Source organism: Streptomyces hokutonensis (genome assembly GCF_000376565.1).
In the GTDB taxonomy this organism is placed as follows: Bacteria; Actinomycetota; Actinomycetes; order Streptomycetales; family Streptomycetaceae; genus Streptomyces; species Streptomyces hokutonensis.
Map to the genome: position 1 here is coordinate 1 of NZ_BARG01000008.1, position 17,416 is coordinate 17,416.

The window sequence follows — 17,416 nt, forward strand, 5'->3', positions numbered from 1 at the left end:
GGAACAGCCCGCGGCACTCCAACTCCGGCTCCTGCAAACGGTGGTGGCGGTCGCGGCCGAGAAGAACTCGACCCTCGTGCTGCCCTTCCCGGTGGAGCTGCTGCGGTTCCTGGAGCGAGCCGCCCCGGCCGCGCCCGCGGCGCCCGTGGCACCGGTGGCCCCTGTGGCACCGCAACCGGTGCAGGAGCAACTCCCGCCCGCCGAGCCCCACTCGGATCCGGAACCCGAGGGGTCGATTTCCGGACAGGACTAGTCCTCACCGGTTGCTGGCCGTTGCTCGCACGCGGTGTTTGCAGTGCGAACGGGCCTGGGATGACCGTGGACATTCAAAGCGAGGGGGCGTGCGACCCCGTTACCCGCACGACCTGAAGTCGACCTTGTGCGCTCCCTGTGAGATTCGGAAGAGTAGGCGCTCGTCAACCTACCTTTCGGCCTGTCGGGCGCTCATGACCCGCCGGGCCGACCCCCCACAGGAGGACACGAGTTGAAGCACCGACGCATACCCAGGCGACGGGCGGCCGTGGCGGGCGCGGGCATAGCCGCGCTGGTCGTCGCGGGAGTCACCTTGCAGAGTGCGAACGCCAGCGAGACCACGCAGGCCGCCGCACCCCGCACCCTCTCGGCCCTCGCGGCCGGAAAGCTCGCCTCGACGCTCGGCGAGGACCTCGGCACCGACGCGGCCGGCACGTTCTACGACGCGAAGACCAAGAGCCTCGTGGTCAACGTGCTCGACCGGGCCGCCGTCGGCACCGTCGAGGCGGCCGGCGCCAAGGCGAGAGTCGTCGAGCACTCCCTCGCCGAACTGACGAGCGCCCGTACGACCTTGAAGCAGGACGCCACCATCCCCGGCACCTCATGGGCGACCGACCCCACCACCAACAAGGTCGTCGTCACCGCCGACCGCACGGTCTCCGACGCCGAGTGGGCCAAGCTCACCAAGGTCGTCGACGGACTCGGAAGCAAGGCCGAACTCCAGCGCACCACCGGGGAGTTCAAGCCCTTCATCGCGGGCGGCGACGCCATCTCCGGCTCGGGCGGCCGCTGTTCGCTCGGCTTCAACGTGGTCAAGGGCGGCGCGCCCTACTTCATCACCGCCGGGCACTGCACCGAGGCCATCTCCACCTGGTCCGACTCCAGCGGCAACGAGATCGGCACGAACGAGCAGTCCAGCTTCCCGGACAACGACTTCGGCCTGGTCAAGTACACCTCGGACGTCGCCCACCCGAGCGCGGTCGACCTCTACAACGGCTCCTCGCAGGCCATCACCCACGCAGCCGACGCCACCGTCGGCGAGAAGGTGACCCGCAGCGGCTCGACGACCCAGGTGCACACCGGCACGGTCACCGGCCTGGACGCCACCGTGAACTACGGCAACGGCGACATCGTCAACGGCCTCATCCAGACCGACGTCTGCGCCGAGCCCGGCGACAGCGGCGGCTCGCTCTTCGACGGCGACGCGGCGATCGGCCTCACCTCGGGCGGCAGCGGCGACTGCACCTCGGGCGGCGAGACCTTCTTCCAGCCGGTCACCGAGGCGCTGTCGACGTTCGGGGCGCAGATCGGCTGACCTGTCGTACGACGCCGTTCGCGCGATGTCGTTCGCGCGACGTCGTGAAGTCCCGCCCCCGCGCGCGAGGGGGCGGGACTTCACCACGTCAACAGGCCTGCGACGAAGGGCGGTTACGGGCCGGCCGCCCCCGGCCGGTCCAGGAGGTCTTCGTGCTTCCGCCGCAGCGTCGCCGCCAGCAGGGTGACCAGGATCCCGGCGAGCGCCCACGCGGACAGCACCAGCAGCGGCCCGGTCACGGCGTTGCCCTTGAAGTAGGCGATCGAGCGCGCCACCCAGGTCCCGGCACCCGGCGGCAGCGCGGGCCCGATCGCGTTCCAGAACGGCGGCAGCAGCGGCAGCGGGAAGGCGCCGCCCGCGCTCGGGTTGCCCGCGATCACCACCAGCAGGATCGCCAGACCGATGCCCACGACCCCGAAGACCCCCTGCAGGGCGAGGGTCGCGGCCCCGACGGCGAAGGTGATCAGCGCGCCGAGCCCCCAGAACGCCATCACACTCCCCGGCAGCGCGCCCAGGATCGGCCCGACGATCACCGCGCCGCCGAGCCCGCCGACGATCGCGACCAGCGCCATCACGATCAGCCGGATCACCGCGCGGCGCGGGTTGGCGGGCCGGGCACCGGTGCTGATCGCCAGGATCGAGGCGCACAGATAGCCGCCGACGCACCAGCCCACGACCAGATAGAAGGACGACAGCCCGTCGAAGTCCTGGGACGAGGCCGGAGCCACGTCCACCACCCTGACCGTGCGCTGCTCGGCCCTCTCCAGAGTGGTGGTGATCGTCTCCAGGGTGGTGGCGAGGACCGTGCCGCCGCCGGTCGCGACCAGGAGCGTGTCCTTGATGCCGCGCGAGTCGATGACGAGAGCGCCGTCGATGTCCCGGTTCAGGATCTGCTTCCGCGCGCTCGCCGCGTCCGGCACCGTGCGCGGATCCAGCGGCGAGCCGGGCAGCTGCTTCAGCCGGGCCGCCGTCTGCTCGGCCGTGACTCCAGGCGCGACAACCCCGAAAGCCACATCCCTGGGCTTCGGGTTGTGGAGCGCGCCCACGTAGGAGGCGATGAAGAGCAGCTGAAGGGCGACCACACCGACGACGAGCAGAGTGGCCCGGAGGCTGACCGCGTCCTTCACCTCCCCGAGGAAGGACGTACGGGACGTACCGGCACCGGGGGGCTCTGTCATGTCCCCACGGTCCCGGTGGCCGGGTGTTCGCGCAGGCGGGAAGGGGCCGAACGGATGTCGTACATGCGTTCGGAAAAGTTTTTTTCCCAACTGCCCGGCCTGGGTGGGGAGGTGACGGAGTGGTGTCTGTTTCGGACGCCGGGCACCTCCCCAAGGAATCGCCAATGTGTTCGAATGTGGGTCGCCGACCGGGCTGACGTGGGTCGCTGACCGGGGCTGATGAGGTTAGGGTAATCGAACGGGCGTACGATGAACATATCGGACGGATGGCCGAAAAGGGGTGGAGTGATGGAGGTGCGGCATGGCGGGCTTCGCCCATCTGCACGTCGCGTCCGGTTACTCCGCCCGCTACGGCGCCTCCCATCCCGAGCGGCTCGCCGGCCGGGCGGCCGAGCACGGGATCGCGACCCTCGCGCTCACCGACCGGGACACGGTCACCGGTGCTGTCCGCTTCGCGCAGGCGTGCGCGAAGGAGGGGGTCCGGCCGGTCTTCGGCATCGACCTGGCGGTGGAGGCGCTGGCACCCCCGCCGCCCGCACAGCGCCCGCGCACCCCCGTACGCGGCGGCGCGCATGTGATCGAGCCGCCGCTGCGATTCGTGCTGCTCGCCCAGAACCGGGAGGGCTGGGCGCGGCTGTGCCGCATCACCTCGGCCGCCCACGCCGGCACCGCGTCCGGCGCGGCACCGGTGGTGGTGCCGTGGGAGGCGCTGCGCGAGTACGGCGGCCCCGGACTGGCCGTCCTGCTCGGGCCGCTCTCGGAGCCGGTGCGGGCGCTGTCGGTGGGTCGGGAGGACGTCGCGATGAAGCTGCTGGCGCCCTGGAAGGAGGTCTTCGGGAGGGGGGTCCGGCTGGAGGCCGTAGCGCAGAAACGTTTCGGCACAGGTCCTGGCTCCCTCCGTCTGGCCGCCCGCACCCTGGCGCTCGCCGACCGCACAGGGGTGGCTGCGGTGCTTTCCAACGCGGTCCGCTACGCCGACCCCGACCAGCACCGCCTCGCCGACGTCCTCGACGCGGCCCGGCTGCTGCGCCCGATCGACCGGCGCCGCCTGGACAGCGGGCAGCGCTGGCTCAAGGACGAGAAGGAGATGACGGTCGTGGCCCGGATGATCACCGAGTGCGCCGGAGCGGACGCCCGCCGGGCGCGCCGTCTGATGGCGGACACCGCGAGCACGGCGGAGGCGTGTGTCGTGGACCCCGTGGACCTCGGCCTCGGCAGACGGCACTTCCCGGAACCCTCGCTCTTCGGCGCCGGGCCGGAGACGGGCGGCGCGGCCGGGCTGCTGCGCCTGAGATCCGAGGAGGGCCTGGCCCGACGCGGCCTCGACCACGACCGAGCGGCACTCGACCGGCTGGAGGAGGAACTCGCCGTCATCTCCCACTGGAACTACGACGCGTACTTCCTCGCCGTCGGACAGGTCGTCGCCGACATCCGGGCCAAGGGCATCAGGGTCGCCGCCCGCGGTTCCGGCGCCGGCTCGCTGGTCTGCCACGCGCTGGACATCGCCACCGCCAACCCGCTCGACCACAGCCTGCTGTTCGAACGCTTCCTGAGCAGGCGCCGGGAGTCACTGCCCGACATCGACATCGACGTGGAGTCCGCCCGCCGCCTGGAGTGCTACGACACGATCTTCGAACGCTTCGGGAAGGAGCGCGTCGCGGTCACCGCGATGCCCGAGACCTACCGGGCCCGCAGGGCGCTGCGCGACACCGGTCTCGCACTGGGCATCGCCCCGGCCGACGTCGACCGGATCGCCAAGAGCTTCCCGCACCTGCGCGCCTCCGACATCACCAGCGCGCTCGCCGAACTGCCCGAACTACGCCAACTGGCCACCGAGGCACACCGGTTCGGCCCGCTGTGGGAACTCGCCGAAGGCCTCGACTCCCTGATCCACGGCATGGCCATGCACCCCTGCGGAGTCGTCATCAGCGACGCGACCCTCCTGGACCGGCTGCCCGTGCAGCCCACCCCGCAGGGCGACTACCCCATGGCCATGGCCGCCAAGGAGGAGATCGAGGCGCTCGGCAACATCAAACTCGACGTCCTGGGCGTCCGGATGCAGTCCGCGATGGCCCACGCCGTCACCGAGATCGAACGCACCACCGGCAACCGCATCGACCTCGACGACCCCGGGCAAGTGCCGCTCGACGACGTCTTCGCCTTCAAGCTCATCCAGGAGAGCCAGACGCTGGGCCTGTTCCAGCTGGAGTCGCCGGGCCAGCAGGACCTCCTGTCTCGGCTCCAACCCCGTGATGTGCAGGACGTCATCGCCGACATCAGCCTCTTCCGCCCCGGCCCGGTCGCCGGCGGCATGCCCGAGCGGTACATCGCGGCCCGCCACGGTGGTGCGCCCTCCTATGCCCACCCGGATTTGGAGCCGGTACTCGCCGACACCTACGGCGTGACCATCTGGCACGAGCAGATCATCGAGACCCTCCGGGTACTGACCGGCTGCGACCGGGCCTTCGCGGAGATCACCCGGCGGGCCCTCGGCGACAAGGACCAACTGCCCAGGATCAAGGACTGGTTCCACCAGAAGGCACGCGCGCGTGGCTACAGCGCGGCCGTCCGGGACGAGGTCTGGGAGACCGTCGAGGCCTTCGGGGCCTACGGCTTCTGCCGCGCCCACGCGGTCGCGTTCGCCGTACCGGCCCTGCAGAGCGCCTGGTTGAAGGCGCACTATCCGGCGTTCCTGCTGGCCGGCCTCCTCGAACACGACCCCGGGATGTGGCCCAAGCGTGTGCTGGTCTCCGACGCCCGGCGGCGCGGGGTACAGGTCCTGCCCGTCGACATCAACCGTTCGAAGGTGAAGCACGTCGTGGAGATGACCGAGCAGGAGGAGTGGGGTGTCCGGCTCGCGCTGTCCGGGGTGCGCGGTATCGGCGAGGAGGAGTGCGCGCGGATCGAGGAGGGGCAGCCGTACGGGTCGCTGTCGGACTTCTGGCAGCGGGCCCGGCCCAGCAGACCGGTGGCCGAACGGCTCGCGGAGATCGGCGCGTTGACCTCTCTGTACGACGGCCGGCTCACCCGGCGTGATCTCCTGCTCCAGATCACCGAGTTGCACCGGCAGTCCCGCAACCGGACCGCGGGGGCAGGTCAACTGCCCATGGACACAGGGGCTGTTGGGGGAGCGGAGCCGAGCGGGCTGCCGGAACTGACCGGACGCGAGGCACTGAGCGCCGAGTTGGAGACTCTCGGCATCGACGTCTCCCGGCATCTGATGGAGCATCACCACAGGCTGCTGCGCGAGATCGGCGCGACGGACGCGGCGCACCTGGCCGAACTGCGTGCCGGGCAGCAGGTGTTGGTCGCCGGGGTCCGCGCTTCCACCCAGACCCCGCCGATCGCGAGCGGCAAGCGGATCATCTTCGTCACCCTGGAGGACGGCTCGGGGCTGGTCGACCTCGCGTTCTTCGAGGACTCCCACCCGGCCTGCGCGTACACCGTCTTCCACAGCGGGTTGCTGCTGGTGCGCGGCACGGTCCAGGTGCGCGGCACCCGTCGTACCGTCGTCGGTTCCATGGCCTGGGACCTGGACGAGATCGCGGGCGCCCGCCGCGACAACGGCCCCGAGGCGGCACTCGCGCTCCTGGGCGCCGACCGCCCGCACCCGACCCCCGCCCAGCCGCACCGCACCCTCGCCAACGGCACCACCGGCGCCCGCCTGCATCCGTACGCCGACCTCCAGCCCGCCGGCACCCGCTCCGCCGACCTGAAGAAGTTCGGCCACCGCAGCCCGGGGAGCGCGGGATGACTGCGCGGCAGCGGCACATCGCCCACCTTCACCTGCACGACGTGCTGAGCGAGGCCCAGTACAACGACGCGATCGAGCGGATGTCCGGAGTCACGCCCCATGTCCAGGCCGTTCGGCCCGACGCCGTACAACTCGATCTGACGTCGGCGCTCAGGTACTTCGACCTGCGCCCGTACGACATGGTCCAGACAGCGATGATCAGACTGAAGCTCTTCTACGGCCTCGACAGCAGCGCCGGGCTCGCGGGCAACCGCATGCTGGCGGCCATGGCGGCTGATGAGTCCGCGCCCGGCGAGACCACCTGGGTCCCTGCCGAACGGGTCGCCGACTGGCTCTACCCCCGGCCGGTCACCGCGCTGCCCGGGATCGGCCGCGCCACGGCGGACACCCTGCACCGCTACGGCCTGCACACCATCGGCCAGCTCACCGACCTGCCACCGGCGACCCTGCAACGGCTCCTCGGTGCAGGCCAGGCACGGCTGTTGACCGAGCGCGCCCGCGGCCACGACCCCCGCCCGGCCGTCCCCGCGGAACCGGCAGCGCATCTGATCGCGGACCTGGCCCTGAGCCGGGACTGCCTGGACCCGGCCCAACACCACCGGGCCGTCCTGGGACTTGCCGACCGGATCGGCCAACGTCTGCGCGGGGAGCGGCAGTTCACGGGCCGGCTCACCCTCACGGTCCGCTACGCCGACCGCACCTCCACCACCCGCACCCGCGCCCTGCCGGAACCCACCGACCACTCACCCGCCCTCGCCGCCACCGCCCTGGGCCTGTTGACCTCCCTCGGACTGCAACGCGCCCGCGTCCGTGCCTTCGTGCTCCGCGCCGACGACCTGCGGCCGGCCGGGAGTGCCTACCGGCAGCTCTCCATGGATCCCGCGGACGCCCGCGCCCGCGCGGTCGAAGCCGCCGCGGACCGGGCCCGCCGACGTTTCGGACCGGGGGCCGTACGCCCGGCCGCCCTGGCCGACTGAGAACCGCCCATGGATTCAGGGGTGTTGGCGGCGGTCGTTGTTCCGCGCCCGCCAGGCCCGCACCAGCAGGAAGAGCCCGATCAGCGCGACCGCCACGCCCAGCACCGCGTACTGGCCGTGACCGGACATGGCCGAGCCGTTCATCGCGCCGGTGCCCTGCGCGATCCAGACCGCGCCGAGCGCGACGAGGATGATCCCGCCGATACCACGGACCAACATGGGCACTCCATTCCTCGTACCGGTACGTCCGCGGCGGTACCCGCCCGCGTCCACCGCTCAGCTTCGCCCCGATCGGTGCGGCCGGGGCGGTCGAAAACCTTACGGAACGGGAACGTCGTACCGACCGGGGTGCTGCCCGGACTGCTCCTGATGGGAACGAACTCCCTTTGAGCGCAGGTCAGTTGGCCCACGGCGGGACGATGCGTGTCCCGTCGGCCAGCTCCGCCTCCAGCCCGATGGACGTGGTGACCCAGGTGATCACGGCGCGGTCGGTGGGGTTCTCGGCGCCGAAGGTCGCGCCGGGGTTGATGATCAGCGTGTCGCCCGCGCCGACCCGGTCCGTGCGGCCGTCGAGCGTGATGACCAGCTCGCCCTCGAGGATGTGCAGGATCTCCTCGCGGCTGACGGTGTGCAGGGGCGCCTTGGTGCCGGCCGGGATCTCGCCGCGCCAGGCGCACAGCTCCTTGCTGCCGGTGCCGGGGCGGGCGTACGAGACGAAGCGGGCGCCGTGGATCTCGTGAGTGACGGCTTCGGTCGAGCGGATGACGGGCATGTGTGGGCCTCTCCCAAGATGGTCAAGCTGCTTGACTATATGGCTCTATGGTCAAGCTGCTTGACCGGTTCGTCAAGGGTGTTTCAATGCCTCCGTGCAGAACTCCGAGGCCATCGCCCTGTCCGCCGCCGTGCTCGCCGTCGCCGGTGAGCTCACGCAGCGCATCAATGAGGGCGTCGTCGCCCGTGGCTTCGAAGGGGTGCGGCCCGCGCACGGGTTCGCCTTCGTGCGTCTCGCCCCGGACGGCGCGACGGTCACCGATCTCGCCGCCCACCTCGGAGTGACCAAGCAGGCCGCGAGTCAGCTCGTCGAGGAGCTGGTGCGCAGGGGATATGTCGAGCGGCGTCCGCATCCCGTCGACGCGCGCGCCCGGCTGATCGTGCTCACCGAGCTGGGCTGGGCCTGCACGCGGGCGGCGGAGGAGGCCGCCGCCGACGCCGTGCGGCCGTGGGTCGAACTGCTGGGGGAGGGTGAAGTGCGCGTGTTGTGTGACCGTTTGTTGCGTATTGCGCCCTACGGTCCCATCAGGCCCACCTGGTGACTGGTTATCACTGGAAGTTTTTACTGACGCGTAACTTCACACTTCACCTACTCGCTCGTAACTTGACGAGTGAACAGCATTCTTGTGATCCGGATCACAGGGCGTAAGGCCGTCGCAACTCCCTTGAGCCGCAAGGAGATCACACGATGCTGCCCTGGAAACGAGTGCTCAGACCCCTGACCGCACTGCTCCTGACCGCCGCGGTCGCCGCTCTCCCCACCGCCGCACACGCGGCGAGCGCCCCGAGCACCGGCTGGAACGACTACACGTGTAAGCCCTCCGCCGCCCACCCCGACCCGGTCGTCCTCGTACACGGAACGTTCGCCAACAGCACCGACAACTGGCTGGTTCTCGCGCCGTACCTGGAGGCCCGCGGCTACTGCGTCTTCTCCCTCGACTACGGCCAGCTCCCCGGCATCCCCCTCATCTACGGCCTCGGCCCCATCGACAAGTCGGCAGAACAACTCCAGGCTTACGTCGACAAGGTGCTCGCCGCGACCGGCGCGACCAAGGTCGACCTCGTCGGCCACTCGCAGGGCGGCATGATGCCCCGCTACTACCTCAAGTTCCTCGGCGGAGCCGCCAAGGTGGACACCTTCGTCGGCATCGCGCCCGACAACCACGGCACCACCCTGGACGGCCTCACCAAACTCCTGCCGTACTTCCCGGGCGCCGAGGACGTGATCTCCGCGACCGCCCCCGGCCTCGCCGACCAGATCGCCGGCTCGGCCTTCCTCACCAAGCTGAACGCGGGCGGCGACACCGTCCCCGGCGTCCACTACACGGTCATCGCCACCCGGTACGACGAGGTGGTCACGCCGTACAGCAGTCAGTTCCTGAGCGGATCCGACGTGCACAACGTGCTGATCCAGAACCTGTGTTCAGTCGATCTCTCCGAGCACGCCCTGCTCGGGCTGTCGGACCGGATCGCCTTCCACGAGGTCGCCAACGCCCTCGATCCGGCGCACGCCACCACCACCAACTGCCTGTCGGCGCTGAGCTGATGGCACATCGCGGGGTCTGTCCGACCTGAGCCGCCGGACAGACCCCGCCCCCTGGACGGCCGTACTAACGGCCGTGCCGTCCACCGCCGTTGGTCGCACGGCGGCGGACCGAGGCGAACAGGGCCGCGGCGCCGAGCGCCAAAGAGGCCGCGCCGCCGATGACGAGATACGGCGAGCTGTCATTGCTGCCGGTCGCTGCGAGCTTCTGCGAACTGCCTGCGGGCTGCGGCTCGTTGACCTGGGTCGTGGCGGCGGCCGGCTCCGCCGAGGTACTCGCGTCCGTGTCCCCGTGACCGGCGTGTTCCACGGTCGACTTGTCGGCCCCGGCCGCGATCTGCTCGTCGGACGGGGCGGAGGCGGACGGCGCGGGAGTGGTCGGCGCGGGAGTGTTCGGGGCGGCCGGGGTGGGCGTCGAACTACTCGATGCCCCACCGCCGTTGGCGCCCGCACCGCTCCCGCCGAAGCTGACGTCCGAGCAGGAGTAGAACGCCTCCGGGCTGTCCGAGCGCTGCCAGATCGCGTACAGGAGCTGCCTGCCGGAGCGCTGGGGAAGGGTGCCGGAGAAGGTGTAGAAGCCGCCCGAGGCGACCGGGTCGGTGGCCGTCGCGACCGGGTGCTCCAGGTCCAGGTCGGCCCAGGCGAGCGGCTGCGAGGGGTCGTAGCCGGACTTGGTGAGGTACACCTTGAAGGTGCCCTTGTGCGGGGCGGTCACGCGGTACTTGAAGGTGTACGAGCCGCTGCTCACGCTCGTCGCCGGCCAGTCCGCGCGGGCCAGGTCGAGGCCCTTGAACTCGTCGTTGTTCGCGCTGCACAGCCTGCCGTCCGGGATCAGCGTCTGGTGCTGCCCGTTGGCGTCACCGATCCGGATGCCGTTCCAGTCGTAGAGCGCCTGCGTGCCACCGGCCGCGACCGCCGCCCTGCACGCGGCCGACTTCGGGTTCTCCGGCCCTTCCGCGTAGCACTGCGCGACCCGGCTGACCGGATCCCCCATCGAACCGTGGGCCGCCGCGGGCGCCGCGGCGAGCGCGGCCAGTACGAGGGGAGCCATACCGAGGACGGCGGCAGCGGCGGCCTTGCGGCGTGCGAGCATGGCGGAACTCCAACTCCTCGAACGGTTCGCGGCGCGGGGGACGGATCCCGTGGGGTGATCAGAAACTAGCCCCTGGAAACCGCGGAATCGCCTGCTGGAGACGGGGGAGGGAGATCCTTATGGTCGTGTTAAGGCGGGGCTAATCGGGGGCTCAGGGAGGCGGATGTCGTGAGGGTGGAGAGGTGTCGCAGATGAGCAGGCCGCAGTCCGAGTTTCATCGGTCCGAGGCGCCCTGGCGGCGGCCGGCCGGGGCGGCTGCCGGAGTGTGGGAGCAGGAGCTGGCCGTGGATCCGGTCTCCGGGGACTCCACCGTGCTCCAGCGGTACGAGCCGGGGACCGACACCAGCGCCCAGGGTGCCGTCCGGCACGACTACTTCGAGGAGGTGTACATCATCGAGGGCGACCTCACCGACCTGCGCCTCGGCGAGACCTTCACCGCGGGCATGTACGCGTACCGCCACCCGGACATGGAACACGGGCCGTGGAGGAGCGCGGAGGGTGTGCGGATGCTTGTGATCAGTACGCACACCGTCGCCGTCGGAGCCCGCCCATGACCGACGGCGTTCGCGCGGCCGTCCCCGCCGATGTACCTGCCGTGAAGGCCGTGACCGACATGGCGTACCACCACTACATCGCGCGCATCGGTGTGGTGCCGCAGCCCATGGAGGCGGACCACATGGCGAATGTGGTCGCCGGGCGGGTGTTCGTGACCGGCGACCCCGTGATCGGGCTCGTGGTGATCGAGGAGCGCGCCGACCACCTGTTCCTCGACAGCATCGCCGTCCACCCCGACGCGCACGGCACAGGGGTGGGACGGCGGCTGCTGGAGTTTGTGGACGCACGCGCGCGTGCGCTCGGGCTCCCCGAGGTCAGGCTCTACACGAACGCGCTGATGTGGGAGAACCAGCGGATCTACCCGAAGTTCGGCTACGAGGTCGTCGAGCGGCGCACGGACGGGCCGTACGACCGCATCCACTACCGCAAGCCGCTGGACTGACCGGGCTCAGCCGTCCGGCCACCAGGTGCGGGCGATGTCCTTTCGGACCTCGGGGCGCTCGACAGGGCGCTCGTCGGCCTCGTCCCGCACCCGGCGGGCGTCCGACTTCTTCAGGGGCTTCTGCACGGTTACGCGGCGCATGGCTGCCTCCTTGTGTCCACCCGGGTTCGTGTTCTCACGAGGTAGACCGTTCCCGGGAGGGTGACTCATCGACGCGGGTCTGTCTGTGGTGGCTGTCACGATGGGACTGTCAGTGGCGGGTGTCACGCTGGGCCCATGAGCGAACTTGAAGCGAACGTGGACTGGGACGCGGAGGCCCCGACCTTCGACGAAGAGGCTGATCACGGCCTGCGCGACCCGGAGATCCGGCGGGCCTGGGCGGACCGGCTGCGCGGCTGGCTGCCCGCCGCCGCGGCCGACGTCCTCGACCTCGGCTGCGGCACCGGCACCCTGTCGCTGCTCGCCGCCGAGCAGGGACACCGTGTCACCGGCGTCGACCTCTCCCCGGCGATGATCGACCTCGCCCGCGCGAAGCTGGCCGGCCGTGACGCGGCGTTCCTGGTCGGTGACGCGGCGGCACCTCCGGTGGGCGAGCAGCGCTACGACGTCGTCCTCGTACGGCATGTGCTGTGGACGCTGCCCGACCCCGCCCGGGTCCTGCGGCACTGGCGCGGGCTGCTGCGCCCCGGTGGACGGCTGGTGCTCATCGAGGGCCGCTGGGGGACGGTGAGCCCGGTCGGCATACCCGCCGACCGCCTCACCGAGCTCCTGGCACCCGTCGCCGGGCACGTGCGCGTGGAGCGGCTGTCGGAAGACCCGCTGCTGTGGGGGAAGACCGTGGCCGACGAGCGGTACGCGGTGGTCGCCATGGACTGAGCGGGCCTCACCGCAGCAGCGCGTCGAACCCGCCCGCACGGGCCAGCCCCTCCAACTCGTCGAGCGCCCCCACGGCCGCCGCCGCGGCCGTGGGGTCCGAGGCTGCCAGCCCGCTCTCCTCGAACTCGTCCTCGTCCAGGCGCAGTACGTCCGTGCCGTCGGCGGACACCCACAGGTCCAGATCGAGGTCCTCTACGACGAGTTCGGCGCCGGAGCGTGTCGCGGGGCGGGTGATGTCGCAGTACCAGCCCTTCAACTCCCCGGTGCCGTCCCGGACTTCCTTCACCGCGAACCAGCGGTCCCGCCAGTAGTACTCGGTGAACACGTCGCCGGGCTCGAAGCGCACGAAGCCGAAGTCGCGGACGCCGTCACCGGCCCACGGGGCGCGGACGGCGAGGCGGACGCCGTCGTCGGAGAGCAGCTCGGCCGGGTAACGGATCTTCGTACGGCCCGCCTTGACGAGGACGATGTCCAACTGGCCTGCGGAATCAGGTGAGTTCACGGACATGGCGCACCTCCGTGGCGCAGATCTCGTAGCCGAACCATTTGTTGATCGCGAGCATCGGGCCGTTGTCGGCGTCGTTGCCCGTGAACGCCGCCGTGCAGCCGGCGGCACGGGCGCGGTGCAGGGAGTCGTTCTTGGCGAGCTTGGCGAGGCCCCGGCCGCGGTGTGCGCGGGCGGTGCCGGTCATCGCCGAGCCGTAGCGGGCGGCACCGTCCGTGCGGGCGGCGCTGAAGGCGGCCGGGCGTCCGTCGACGAGGGCGACGGAGGTCAACTCGGCACTGAACAGGGGGTGTCGCCAGGTCTCGTCCAGCCAGGCCTCGAAGTCCGTGAGCTGGGCGTCGATGTCGCCGGGTTCGTCCAGCGTCACCTCCGTGTCCAGCTCGAACAGGGGACGCGGGTCCGCGGAGAAGTCCGAGCCCGGGCGGATCTCGACCCCGGGCGGTGGGGCCTGGAGCGAGGGCAGGACGCCGTGCGCCAGGTCCAGACGGAGGAGATGCGCGGGGCGGCTCGCGGTGTAGCCGCAGCGCTCGGCGAAGGCGCGGTTTCCCGGCTCGTCCAGGACCCAGGAGTAGAGCCTGGTCGCGCCGTGGGCGACGAGGTGGTCCTCGGCCGCGCGGACCAGCAGCGAGCCCGCCCCGAGGCGCGTCCGCCCCGGGTCCACGAAGACGTTGAGCATGCCCTGGCCGGGTTCCGGGCTGTCGTGGGCGATGTCGATCTGGGCGGTGCCGATGATCTCGCCGTTCTCCTCCGCGATCAGCTTGCGCGAGTGCGCGTCCGGGTGGGCATGCGCGAGGTCGTGGGCGATGGACTCCGGGGTGGCCAGCATGAACGGGAAGGCACGGTCGCGGACCCGGACGAAGCCCTCCAGGTCGGCTCGGACGTCGGGACGCAGGTCGCGCACGCTCACTGTCATGTCGCCGCACGCTACGGCCGAGCCGTGCCGTAGTGCCTCTCATTTTCCGGCCGGTGCGGGACAATCGGGCCGTGACCTTGAAGATCCACATCGATGACAGTGCCGCGCCCTACGAGCAGATCCGCGCCCAGATCTCGGAGCAGGCCCGGTCCGGAGCGCTGCCGGTCGGCCACCGGCTGCCCACGGTACGGGGACTGGCCGAGTCGCTCGGCCTCGCCGCGAACACCGTCGCCAAGGCGTACCGGGCCCTGGAGACGGACGGCGTGATCGAGACGCGGGGGCGCAACGGCACGCTGATCGCTGCCGCGGGCTCGGCGGCGGAGCGGGAAGCGGCGTCGGCCGCGCAGGCTTATGCGGAGCGGGTACGACGGCTCGGCCTCACGGAGTCCGACGCGCTGGCCGCCGTAGGGGATGCCCTGCGGGCGGCCTACACGGCGGGCTGAGGAGAGTTCGGCACCGCCGGGACGCGCCGTCGGGGCTGAGCGCCGTTGCGGGGGAAACAAGTGCCGGCCAGATGGAGGCGTTGGACTGCTTACAAGTACAACCCGGCGTCCGCCCCCTCCCGTTGGTCCGGTACCGACGTCGGCTGGGTGCCCCGGCGCAGCGCGTACAGTTCCGCCAGCGTCGCGCCCTCGCGGCCGATGCCCTCCTCCGTGCCGAGCCAGGCGATCGCCTCGCGGCGGGTGAGTGCGCCGACCTCGATGCGGGCGAGGCAGCGGCCGGGGCGGACGACGGCGGGGTGGAGACGCTCCAGGTCCTCGTTCGTCGTCACGCCCACCAGGACGTTGCGGCCCTGGCCGAGGAGGCCGTCCGTGAGGTTCAGGAGACGGGAGAGGGCCTGGCCCGCCGTGTGCTTGGCCTCGCCGCGGATCAGTTCGTCGCAGTCCTCAAGGAGGAGGAGCCGCCAACGGCCCTTGCCCGTCGTGTCGTCCTCGCCGATCGCGATGTCCATCAGATAGCCGACGTCGGAGAAGAGGCGCTCGGGGTCCAGCACGCAGTCCACCTGGCACCAGTCCCGCCAGGAACGGGCGAGCGTGCGCAGCGCCGAGGTCTTGCCGGTGCCCGGCGGCCCGTGCAGCAACAGCAGCCGGCCCGCGATGTCCTCCGGGGTCGTCTTCATCAGGGTGTCCATCGCATTGGCCACCGGACCCGTGTAGTTGGGGCGCACCTCGTCCCACGTGCCCGCCGAGATCTGCCGGGTCGTGCGGTGCGGGCCGCGCCTGGGGGAGACGTACCAGAACCCCATCGTCACGTTCTCCGGCTGGGGTTCGGGCTCGTCCGCCGCGCCGTCGGTCGCCTGGCCGAGGACCTTCTCGGCGAGCTCCTCGCTGGTCGCCGTGACCGTGACGTCGGCGCCCCGGTTCCAGCGGGAGATCAGCAGCGTCCAGCCCTCGCCCTCCGCGAGCGTCGCGCTGCGGTCGTCGTCGCGGGCGGCGCGCAGCACGCGGGCGCCCGGCGGGAGCAGGGTCGCCCCGGACCGTACGCGGTCGATGTTCGCCGCGTGCGAGTACGGCTGCTCGCCCGTCGCGAAGCGGCCGAGGAACAGCGCGTCGACGACATCGGACGGGGAGTCGGAGTCGTCGACGTTGAGCCGGATCGGCAGTGCGTCGTGTGGGTTAGCGGACATGGGGCCATGATCCGGCACGGGGAGGCCGTGTGCACCCGCTTTCCGCAGTGCGCCCCCGAGTGTCGCCTGCGTCCGGTGCATCCGATGTGTCCGCTCCGTGTCGGCGGTGTATCCCCTCGGTCCTGTTACAAGCCTGTGCATGTGGAGCCCTGCCCCAGCATGGGGCACCGACGTTACTGTTGCCCTTGATGGGACGTCATGGGTGGAATTCGGGGGCACGACGGTGGCGGCTCACCGCGCTGCTCGGCGTGGGTGTGGCCGCACTGGCTCTGATCGTGACCCTGATCAACACGCTTCCCGGCGGCGGAAGCACCGCGGGCACCTCGCGCGACGGCGACAAGGTGCACGGCACCCCGGCGAGCCCGCCCGACGAGGACCGGCCGGAGGTCGGCTGGGGCTTCACCCACACCCAGTACAGCGCCGACGAGGGCAGCGACACCGCGACCGAGCGCGTCGAGGGGCTGCTTGAGAAGTCCCAACTCCCGCAGGACCAGGCCATCATGGGCTGGGGCGCCGACAACCCCGAGCCGGTGAAGGGGCGTTACGACTTCGGCGCCCTCGATCGCCGGATCGACTTCGTCCGCAAGTCGGGCGGTACCCCGGTGATCACGCTGTGCTGCTCGCCGGACTGGATGAAGGGCGGCAAGTCGGGCGTCGACAACACCGATTGGAGTCAGGCGTCGCTGGAGACGGCCCCGCAGCCGGACCACTACGCGGACTTCGCCGCGCTCGCCGCGACCGTCGCCAAGCGGTACCCGGACGTCACCCACTTCATCGTGTGGAACGAGTTCAAGGGTTTCTGGAACAACGCCAAGCAGCGCTGGGACTACGAGGGTTACACCCAGCTCTACAACCTGGTCTACAAGGCGCTGAAGAAGGTCAACCCGAAGATCATGGTCGGCGGTCCCTATCTGGTGATGGACAGCGTCGACCCGCGCGACGCGAACGCCTCCGGCACCTTCAAGGGCAGTTGGGGCGCGATGGACCAGCGGATCATCGACGCCTTCGACTACTGGAACAAGAACAAGGCCGGCGCCGACTTCGTGGTCGTGGACGGCTCCAGCTACACCAACGACGACGAGCTGCTGCCCAACGAGTTCGCCGCCACCGACAAACTCACCGCCGTGAGCGAGTGGGTACGGCAGCAGACGCACGACCTGCCGCTGTGGTGGGCCGAGTACTACGTCGAGCCCGCCGACGGCAACGACGACCGCAAGGGCTGGTCCGAGACCCACCGCGTCGCCGTCCAGGCCGCCGGCATGATCGCCATGGCCAAGGGCGGCGCCACCTCCGGCTTCTACTGGAACCCGGAGACCGAGAAGGGCGCGAACTGCGCGGGCTGTCTGTGGACGCCGACCGACAGCTCCGACGGCGGGAAGCAGCTGCCGATGTACGACCTGGTCTCCCGCTTCGACGCGGCCTTCGGGCCCGGCACGAAGTTCGAGACCGTGTCGATCGCGGCGGACGACGTGCCCAACGTGAAGGTGCTCGCCACCGACAAGACGGTCCTGGTCGTGAACACCCTGGACCGGCAGATCAGCGCGAAGGTCGACGGTCAGGACTTCGACCTGGCGGCCTACGGGGTCAAGTGGCTGACGCGATGAGCCACTTGACC

The 17,416-nt window shown here is 70.8% G+C and carries 18 protein-coding genes and 1 pseudogene; 11 read left to right on the plus strand and 8 right to left on the minus strand.

Going from position 1 to position 17,416, the window contains the following annotated elements; all coding sequences use genetic code 11:
- Together SSP08S_RS54765 and SSP08S_RS03540 are read left to right on the plus strand one after the other, a co-directional pair.
- Positions 1-253: pseudogene (locus SSP08S_RS54765) on the plus strand (slipin family protein); the annotation flags it as partial.
- A 231-nt stretch (positions 254-484) separates the two neighbouring features.
- Complete coding sequence (locus SSP08S_RS03540) at positions 485-1,567, plus strand: S1 family peptidase (protein WP_078532325.1); 1,083 nt, start codon at positions 485-487, stop codon at positions 1,565-1,567.
- Between the two features lie 113 nt (positions 1,568-1,680).
- On the opposite strand, the gene SSP08S_RS03545 is transcribed toward SSP08S_RS03540, so the two are convergent.
- Positions 1,681-2,745, minus strand: a complete 1,065-nt coding sequence (locus tag SSP08S_RS03545) for an ABC-2 transporter permease (protein WP_019066197.1) — start codon at positions 2,743-2,745, stop codon at positions 1,681-1,683.
- 301 nt (positions 2,746-3,046) lie between these two features.
- Here SSP08S_RS03545 and SSP08S_RS03550 point away from each other — a divergent pair, with 301 nt between their 5' ends.
- Together SSP08S_RS03550 and SSP08S_RS03555 are read left to right on the plus strand one after the other, a co-directional pair.
- The gene (locus SSP08S_RS03550; RefSeq protein WP_019066198.1) at positions 3,047-6,499 is read left to right on the plus strand and encodes a DNA polymerase III subunit alpha; all 3,453 of its coding nucleotides are present in this window, start codon (positions 3,047-3,049) and stop codon (positions 6,497-6,499) included.
- Complete coding sequence (locus SSP08S_RS03555) at positions 6,496-7,476, plus strand: DNA polymerase Y family protein (protein ID WP_019066199.1); 981 nt, start codon at positions 6,496-6,498, stop codon at positions 7,474-7,476. Before SSP08S_RS03550 ends, SSP08S_RS03555 begins: the two co-directional genes overlap by 4 nt.
- Positions 7,477-7,491: 15 nt before the next feature.
- On the opposite strand, the gene SSP08S_RS03560 is transcribed toward SSP08S_RS03555, so the two are convergent.
- Both SSP08S_RS03560 and SSP08S_RS03565 read right to left on the minus strand, forming a co-directional pair.
- Entirely contained in the window at positions 7,492-7,695 is a 204-nt protein-coding gene (locus tag SSP08S_RS03560; RefSeq protein WP_019066200.1) for a hypothetical protein, read from the minus strand.
- Between the two features lie 178 nt (positions 7,696-7,873).
- Positions 7,874-8,248 carry a cupin domain-containing protein gene (locus tag SSP08S_RS03565; RefSeq protein ID WP_019066201.1) on the minus strand — a complete coding sequence of 125 codons (375 nt, stop codon included), beginning with the start codon at positions 8,246-8,248 and terminating at the stop codon, positions 7,874-7,876.
- Positions 8,249-8,342: 94 nt separating this feature from the next.
- On the opposite strand from SSP08S_RS03565, the gene SSP08S_RS03570 reads away from it, so the two are divergent.
- Together SSP08S_RS03570 and SSP08S_RS03575 are read left to right on the plus strand one after the other, a co-directional pair.
- A complete protein-coding gene (locus tag SSP08S_RS03570; protein ID WP_019066202.1) occupies positions 8,343-8,789 on the plus strand; it encodes a MarR family winged helix-turn-helix transcriptional regulator in 447 nt (148 codons plus the stop codon).
- A 146-nt stretch (positions 8,790-8,935) separates the two neighbouring features.
- Positions 8,936-9,793 carry an esterase/lipase family protein gene (locus SSP08S_RS03575; protein WP_019066203.1) on the plus strand — a complete coding sequence of 286 codons (858 nt, stop codon included), beginning with the start codon at positions 8,936-8,938 and terminating at the stop codon, positions 9,791-9,793.
- 64 nt (positions 9,794-9,857) lie between these two features.
- On the opposite strand, the gene SSP08S_RS03580 is transcribed toward SSP08S_RS03575, so the two are convergent.
- Complete coding sequence (locus SSP08S_RS03580; protein WP_019066204.1) at positions 9,858-10,883, minus strand: lytic polysaccharide monooxygenase auxiliary activity family 9 protein; 1,026 nt, start codon at positions 10,881-10,883, stop codon at positions 9,858-9,860.
- Positions 10,884-11,074: 191 nt separating this feature from the next.
- Here SSP08S_RS03580 and SSP08S_RS03585 point away from each other — a divergent pair, with 191 nt between their 5' ends.
- Positions 11,075-11,437 carry a cupin domain-containing protein gene (locus SSP08S_RS03585; protein WP_043259256.1) on the plus strand — a complete coding sequence of 121 codons (363 nt, stop codon included), beginning with the start codon at positions 11,075-11,077 and terminating at the stop codon, positions 11,435-11,437.
- The gene (locus SSP08S_RS03590) at positions 11,434-11,880 is read left to right on the plus strand and encodes a GNAT family N-acetyltransferase (protein WP_019066206.1); all 447 of its coding nucleotides are present in this window, start codon (positions 11,434-11,436) and stop codon (positions 11,878-11,880) included. Before SSP08S_RS03585 ends, SSP08S_RS03590 begins: the two co-directional genes overlap by 4 nt.
- Positions 11,881-11,886: 6 nt before the next feature.
- Here the strand turns inward: SSP08S_RS03590 and SSP08S_RS64135 are convergent, their stop codons facing one another.
- Entirely contained in the window at positions 11,887-12,021 is a 135-nt protein-coding gene (locus tag SSP08S_RS64135) for a hypothetical protein (protein ID WP_019066207.1), read from the minus strand.
- Between the two features lie 135 nt (positions 12,022-12,156).
- On the opposite strand from SSP08S_RS64135, the gene SSP08S_RS03600 reads away from it, so the two are divergent.
- Positions 12,157-12,756, plus strand: a complete 600-nt coding sequence (locus SSP08S_RS03600; protein WP_019066208.1) for a class I SAM-dependent methyltransferase — start codon at positions 12,157-12,159, stop codon at positions 12,754-12,756.
- 7 nt (positions 12,757-12,763) lie between these two features.
- On the opposite strand, the gene SSP08S_RS03605 is transcribed toward SSP08S_RS03600, so the two are convergent.
- Together SSP08S_RS03605 and SSP08S_RS03610 are read right to left on the minus strand one after the other, a co-directional pair.
- Positions 12,764-13,264 carry a ribonuclease FAU-1 family protein gene (locus tag SSP08S_RS03605; RefSeq protein WP_026178147.1) on the minus strand — a complete coding sequence of 167 codons (501 nt, stop codon included), beginning with the start codon at positions 13,262-13,264 and terminating at the stop codon, positions 12,764-12,766.
- Positions 13,245-14,174, minus strand: coding sequence for a GNAT family N-acetyltransferase (locus SSP08S_RS03610; protein WP_026178148.1), 930 nt, complete (start codon positions 14,172-14,174; stop codon positions 13,245-13,247). The genes SSP08S_RS03605 and SSP08S_RS03610 overlap by 20 nt, the downstream gene beginning before the upstream one ends.
- A gap of 71 nt (positions 14,175-14,245) precedes the next feature.
- Here SSP08S_RS03610 and SSP08S_RS03615 point away from each other — a divergent pair, with 71 nt between their 5' ends.
- Positions 14,246-14,617: a GntR family transcriptional regulator gene (locus tag SSP08S_RS03615; RefSeq protein ID WP_019066211.1), complete on the plus strand. Its 372-nt coding sequence runs from the start codon at positions 14,246-14,248 to the stop codon at positions 14,615-14,617.
- A gap of 89 nt (positions 14,618-14,706) precedes the next feature.
- On the opposite strand, the gene SSP08S_RS03620 is transcribed toward SSP08S_RS03615, so the two are convergent.
- Complete coding sequence (locus tag SSP08S_RS03620; protein WP_019066212.1) at positions 14,707-15,801, minus strand: DUF5925 domain-containing protein; 1,095 nt, start codon at positions 15,799-15,801, stop codon at positions 14,707-14,709.
- Between the two features lie 188 nt (positions 15,802-15,989).
- On the opposite strand from SSP08S_RS03620, the gene SSP08S_RS03625 reads away from it, so the two are divergent.
- The gene (locus SSP08S_RS03625; RefSeq protein ID WP_026178149.1) at positions 15,990-17,405 is read left to right on the plus strand and encodes a GH39 family glycosyl hydrolase; all 1,416 of its coding nucleotides are present in this window, start codon (positions 15,990-15,992) and stop codon (positions 17,403-17,405) included.
- The last annotated feature ends 11 nt before the right edge of the window (positions 17,406-17,416 follow it).

Bases quoted from the DNA above. Each gene is read 5' to 3' on its own strand.
- SSP08S_RS03620 (WP_019066212.1), bottom strand. From the start codon at position 15,801: ATGTCCGCTAACCCACACGACGCACTGCCGATCCGGCTCAACGTCGAC.
- SSP08S_RS03560 (WP_019066200.1), bottom strand. From the start codon at position 7,695: ATGTTGGTCCGTGGTATCGGCGGGATCATCCTCGTCGCGCTCGGCGCG.
- SSP08S_RS03600 (WP_019066208.1), top strand. From the start codon at position 12,157: ATGAGCGAACTTGAAGCGAACGTGGACTGGGACGCGGAGGCCCCGACC.
- SSP08S_RS03545 (WP_019066197.1), bottom strand. From the start codon at position 2,745: ATGACAGAGCCCCCCGGTGCCGGTACGTCCCGTACGTCCTTCCTCGGG.
- SSP08S_RS03590 (WP_019066206.1), top strand. From the start codon at position 11,434: ATGACCGACGGCGTTCGCGCGGCCGTCCCCGCCGATGTACCTGCCGTG.
- SSP08S_RS03605 (WP_026178147.1), bottom strand. From the start codon at position 13,264: ATGTCCGTGAACTCACCTGATTCCGCAGGCCAGTTGGACATCGTCCTC.
- SSP08S_RS03555 (WP_019066199.1), top strand. From the start codon at position 6,496: ATGACTGCGCGGCAGCGGCACATCGCCCACCTTCACCTGCACGACGTG.
- SSP08S_RS03625 (WP_026178149.1), top strand. From the start codon at position 15,990: ATGGGACGTCATGGGTGGAATTCGGGGGCACGACGGTGGCGGCTCACC.
- SSP08S_RS03580 (WP_019066204.1), bottom strand. From the start codon at position 10,883: ATGCTCGCACGCCGCAAGGCCGCCGCTGCCGCCGTCCTCGGTATGGCT.
- SSP08S_RS03585 (WP_043259256.1), top strand. From the start codon at position 11,075: ATGAGCAGGCCGCAGTCCGAGTTTCATCGGTCCGAGGCGCCCTGGCGG.
- SSP08S_RS03610 (WP_026178148.1), bottom strand. From the start codon at position 14,174: ATGACAGTGAGCGTGCGCGACCTGCGTCCCGACGTCCGAGCCGACCTG.
- SSP08S_RS03575 (WP_019066203.1), top strand. From the start codon at position 8,936: ATGCTGCCCTGGAAACGAGTGCTCAGACCCCTGACCGCACTGCTCCTG.
- SSP08S_RS64135 (WP_019066207.1), bottom strand. From the start codon at position 12,021: ATGCGCCGCGTAACCGTGCAGAAGCCCCTGAAGAAGTCGGACGCCCGC.
- SSP08S_RS03565 (WP_019066201.1), bottom strand. From the start codon at position 8,248: ATGCCCGTCATCCGCTCGACCGAAGCCGTCACTCACGAGATCCACGGC.
- SSP08S_RS03550 (WP_019066198.1), top strand. From the start codon at position 3,047: ATGGCGGGCTTCGCCCATCTGCACGTCGCGTCCGGTTACTCCGCCCGC.